Annotated in this window: 5 protein-coding genes and 1 pseudogene; 4 read left to right on the forward strand and 2 right to left on the reverse strand. The window is 41.9% G+C overall.

Features of this window, described 5'->3' with window-relative positions; translation table 11 throughout:
* Positions 1-333: 333 nt before the first annotated feature.
* The 4 genes and pseudogenes from HRU42_RS20450 to HRU42_RS20465 all read left to right on the forward strand — a co-directional run.
* Positions 334-534 (forward strand): annotated as a pseudogene (locus HRU42_RS20450) (ISAs1 family transposase); the annotation flags it as partial.
* A 1,103-nt stretch (positions 535-1,637) separates the two neighbouring features.
* Complete coding sequence (locus HRU42_RS20455) at positions 1,638-1,895, forward strand: DUF3465 domain-containing protein (protein WP_295033862.1); 258 nt, start codon at positions 1,638-1,640, stop codon at positions 1,893-1,895.
* Positions 1,896-2,017: 122 nt separating this feature from the next.
* Positions 2,018-2,740: a zinc-dependent metalloprotease family protein gene (locus HRU42_RS20460; RefSeq protein WP_295033864.1), complete on the forward strand. Its 723-nt coding sequence runs from the start codon at positions 2,018-2,020 to the stop codon at positions 2,738-2,740.
* Entirely contained in the window at positions 2,737-3,339 is a 603-nt protein-coding gene (locus HRU42_RS20465) for a hypothetical protein (RefSeq protein WP_295033866.1), read from the forward strand. The genes HRU42_RS20460 and HRU42_RS20465 overlap by 4 nt, the downstream gene beginning before the upstream one ends.
* A gap of 355 nt (positions 3,340-3,694) precedes the next feature.
* Here the strand turns inward: HRU42_RS20465 and HRU42_RS20470 are convergent, their stop codons facing one another.
* On the reverse strand, positions 3,695-4,432 hold the full coding sequence (locus HRU42_RS20470) for an amino acid ABC transporter ATP-binding protein (RefSeq protein ID WP_295033867.1): 738 nt from the start codon (positions 4,430-4,432) through the stop codon (positions 3,695-3,697).
* A gap of 19 nt (positions 4,433-4,451) precedes the next feature.
* On the reverse strand, positions 4,452-4,900 hold a 449-nt coding region (locus HRU42_RS20475), incomplete at its 5' end, for an amino acid ABC transporter permease (protein ID WP_295033868.1).

Consider the following 4,900-nt stretch of genomic DNA (forward strand, 5'->3'; position numbering starts at 1 on the left):
CTCACCTGCTATTGTGAACATTTAGAGAAGCGGCGTCGGCATTTCTCTAGCTGTTGTCAGTATTTTCAAGCTAGCTGATAGTTTCAATCATTTCGTCTAATATCTGGCTCACTATCAATTAGGTGAGATAGTCCTGCCTGAATTTTATCAATTTCTCTGAAAAATCCCCCTTGTGAGCATTTTATAGACTTCAAAGGTGTAATCGTTCTTCTTGATTGGATTTATAGACACCTAGAACATTGAAAACCAGCCATAGGCTCGATATGTTATTGATTTATAATGGCTGGCTCGATTTTAATTGATTAATAATGGCTGGCTCGATTTTTTGGCACTTCTTTAAAAGAGGATAACTGTCAGATTTATAAAGATAATGGCGCAGAAAATTGGGCCATACTTAGGCAAACATCACTAAACATGTTGAGAGCAGAGCCTACAAAAGTGAGTATACCTACGAAACAAAAAAGGGCGTGGATGAAAACATCCTTTTTAGAGTGGGTGTTACGAGCAGGGTTGGCTCAAATGAGCAAAAAATGAACACTCATGCGGTCACCCTGTACTTAATGCCTGTCGTCCCCATGTTTTTGATTATGGATACCTTTCTTTTCCGTTTGGTGTAGGGCTCTAAATCAGTGTGGGACATTTTCTGATGGTAAACATAATACTTCTCTCGATTTATTATTTTTTGGTGATCTTTTTAATAAAACAACCATTGTTGTTACAAACCAAGAGGTCGACATTTTCATTCCCCCATAACTTCGTTTGGCTGCAAGAAAATTAACGTTAAAGATATAACGGAATTTATAATGAGAAAGTGAATCATCGACATGTCGAAAATAGACAGGTATCTTATTCGTTATCTATTATTAAGCGCAAGGGTAGGGATGGAAAATGAGTGAGTAGGTTAATTCATCACCAGCAGGAGGGTTATATTGAACATCAAATAGGTAAATACTTAGGTGCTAACCGCTAAAGATAGCATCAGGGCTGATTAAATAATAGCTAGATGGATTAATTTAACCATCCACCCGTTCGACTGATTGAAGATACACAGTGTTTATTTAGTGTTTACTTAAGTTGCTATTATTTACACTTGAATTTGTCGGAATATATAGACAAATTTTAGGAGTAAGGTTACCTTGTCTGGCTAAAAATCGTAACAAGAATGAGATCTATTATCTCTTTATATGTAAAGTAAGAGAGTCAGGTAAATAAATTCCAGAAATTCTTCTTATCCTAAAAAACTTTTAAATTAGATCATATAATCGACAGGAAAATCATATTATTGTCTTTAGGCTATTTCTACTTGGATCTTAAGTGACTAGGGATAGATAAAGCGAAGGCTGCGAACAGGGATAACGGAAGGCATTGCTCTGAGGCAACGGAACGCTTCTCTCAGGGATAACGAATGCAGTGCTCAGGGATAGATGTGGAGCTAGGGCGGGACTTAACTATGGGTGCTCTAGTGGTTATTAGGCAAGGTTTAAATATGCGTAAGCTATCTATATTCGTTTTCAGTGGGCTGATTTTAGTCCAGTGGATAACAATTGCAGATGCCAATGGGGCAACATCATTACAAGAGGCGTTTTAAATCGTCTGGGTAACGTACAAGGACAGCGAGTGGTACTGTTATTCGAATATTGCAAGATGATGATCTAGGCGCTAAGCACCAGAAGTTTATTCTTAGGGTTTCTTCGGCACAAACGATTTTGATCGCTCACAATATCGAATTGGCACCAAGAATTAATTCAATATCGAATGGTGACCGAGTCCAGTTCTACGGTGAGTACGAGTGGAACGGTAAAGGTGGCATAGTGCATTGGACACATAGGGACCCCAATGGTCATCATATTGGTGGATGGTTGAAGCATGAAGGAAGAATATACCAAGAGCGTTGACTAACGGGTAGAGAAAGCGAACGATTACGGATACAGATTACAGATTACAGATTACAGATTACAGATTACAGCTTATAGATAACGGAATGCTGCGCTTAGAGAAAGGAAAAAAGGAAATAGGTATGGTTAACAAAATTATTATTTTATTATGTTTATTGTGTATAAATGACGCACTCGCTGGTTCCACTCCCCCGCCATCAGTTTGGAGTCCAGATTATCAAGTGAAGATATTATTTATCATAGATGATACTGCTAATATAGGGGAGGATCTTAAAAAGTATACCGATCAAAAGATATCGAGTTTGAATTCAACTCTAAAAAAATCACATGTCAACTTAAAGGCTAAGAGTGTTGGATATGCTAGGTTACAAGGAGTGACGTTTAAAAGTTTATACGATTTCAGGAGGCACCCTACAGTTGGTAGATTAAAGAAAGAAAAAGGGGCGGATATCGTTTTCGTCTTTTCAGATTTAGATTTTAGTTGGACCGTGTGTGGCAGAGGATATAGGACCCAATCTAATCGGTCTGCATATTCAGCAGGAAGAGCGGGACATTGGCTGTGTGGTGCTACTGACACGTTCATCCATGAAGTTGGTCATAATTTAGGTCTTGCGCATAATAAATCTGTATCAGGCAAGTTAGCGCCCTACGCGGCCGGTCATGGTAACTGGGCTTGGGTAACAGTCATGGGTTACCCTGGAACGCACGGGGGCCTGATAACAAAAGATAGATTTTCAAACCCTAACATAAAATGTGATGCACTTTATGCCTGTGGCGATAGCTCTGATGCTGATGCTGTACGCTACATTAATAGTGGAGCGGGCATGAGATTTAGTAAGTTATGAATTCTTCTCACGTAAAGATTTCATTACTAATCTTATCCATTACTTTAATCAGCTTGTGGGCATTTTATCCTGAAGCAAGACCCACCAGCAAGCTGGATAATCAGCCAAGAGAGATAATAAAAACAAAATATACAGCCGAGGAATCAACAAAAAAACACCTAGGTAAAACAGATGGAAATGGTCAAGTGGATATCAATGATGCCACTGGGATTATTTATAATTCAGCCCCCTTATCTATGCTTGAAAAAGGGAGAGGGGAAATCAGTGTTGACTTGTCCGCATACAGCAAAATAAAAATAGGAGACGTTATCGCTATAGAGACTCCTCACGGGCCCTATCAAATAACCTTGAATGATTATTTAATTAATGATGATGGAACGTTAACATATGAGTTTTTAGGGGAGGATGGGTCTGATAGCACAATTATTTTTAATTTACAGACACATGAAGCGTTTGTCCGTATAGAAACAGACAAGATGTCATTTGAATCTTTTTTGGATTCCAATGGCGTTGGTGAATTTGTTGATAGGAGATATCTATATGAGCAAGGGTTTAGGCCAAGCGAAGCGGATAGTATCATCCCCACTGACACCAACTAATCATTCTGAGCAAGCCGGGTGCTCATCAGTCTGCAGCTAGTACAGTTATCTCGGCGAAGGCCGGGATCATTGTTAGCTTTTTAGTCATTTAGGTCTCTTGGAGCCCCTAGTGTCGCTTGGCGAGGGAGTGCGCTTGTACTGTTGGATAAAGGGCTAACGCTTCCTACTAAGCTTTAATGAGAGGTTGTGTGTAGGTTATAGATAATCAGCAGTTACACCATTATTTTTACATCCTCCCAATCGGTCGAGTGGAGGGTATAAAAAAGCAGTACTATGGCACTGCGCACTGGATGCATTGGCCGCGCAAAGAGCGGCCATGAGCTCGCCCCTTATCAGATGAAAGCAAGAAAGCGCATTATTCTTTTAACACCTTGCGCAGAAACTCTTGGGTTCGTTTATGGCTCGGCGCGGTAAATATCTTTTCCGGTGTGCCTTGTTCCACTATCGTGCCTGCCTCCATAAATAGGACCTTGTCGGCAACTTCACGGGCAAACTGCATTTCGTGGGTCACCACTATCATGGTCTGTTTCTTCTCGGCCAGACGTTTAATCACGCCTAGCACCTCGTCGACCCACTCAGGGTCTAGAGCCGAAGTCGGTTCATCGAACAAGATAACCGAGCTGTGCGCCGCCATTGCTCTGCCAATACCGACCCTTTGCTGCTGCCCGCCGGATAGCGATGAGGGGTACTGATCTTTCTTATCAGCCAGACCCACTTCATTTAGCGTTGCTAGCGCCGTCGCCATCGCCTTTTCTTTAGGCTGCTTCCACACGGTGATCAGCCCTTCGGCAATATTTTCTTGGGCGGTTTTATTGGCAAATAAGGCATAGTTTTGAAACACGAAGGTGCTTTTTTTGCGCAGTTCGTTGATATCAAGACTGCTAGCAGTGTTAGCGTCGACCATTAAACCATCAATTTCGATCTGTCCCTCATCTGGGGTTTCGAGGAAGTTCAAACAACGTAATAATGTCGACTTACCTGTGCCCGATGGACCGATAATCACGATAATTTCGCCGGGGTTAACATCGAAGTTGATATCTTTGAGCACCTGGTTGTCACCGAATGCCTTACTGAGATTGCTAATTTTAATCATACTGGTTGTCCGGCGTTGTTTAATAGGCGCGATTTAGCCTGCGCTCAAGCAGATGTTGAATTTGGGTAAAGAACACCACTACGGCCCAGTAAACTAGGGCTACGGCTAGGAAACTCTCGAAAAAGCGGAAACTGGATGACGCTTCCATTTGTGACACAGCCATGATTTCTGTGACACCTAAGGTAAACGCCAGCGATGTACTCTTTATCATATCGATAAAATAGTTCATCAATGAAGGTGTCGCGACCCTAGCAGCCTGGGGCAGTATAATGCGCTTCATCGCCTGAAGACGCGTCATACCGATACTCAAGGATGCTTCCATTTGTGCCTTGTCTACCCCCAGGATAGCGGCGCGGATGCTTTCGGCCATATAGGCGGAAAAGTGTAGCGTCAGGGCTAACACGGCGGCACTGAAGGCGTCCATGCCGACGAAAATTGGAAATACTTGGGGTAAACCATAGTAGAGCA

It is taken from the genome of Shewanella sp., from assembly GCF_013214165.1.
In the GTDB taxonomy this organism is placed as follows: domain Bacteria; phylum Pseudomonadota; class Gammaproteobacteria; order Enterobacterales; family Shewanellaceae; genus Shewanella.

Coding starts and splice junctions, on each gene's coding strand:
- HRU42_RS20460 (WP_295033864.1), top strand. CDS start 2,018: ATGGTTAACAAAATTATTATTTTATTATGTTTATTGTGTATAAATGAC.
- HRU42_RS20465 (WP_295033866.1), top strand. CDS start 2,737: ATGAATTCTTCTCACGTAAAGATTTCATTACTAATCTTATCCATTACT.
- HRU42_RS20470 (WP_295033867.1), bottom strand. CDS start 4,432: ATGATTAAAATTAGCAATCTCAGTAAGGCATTCGGTGACAACCAGGTG.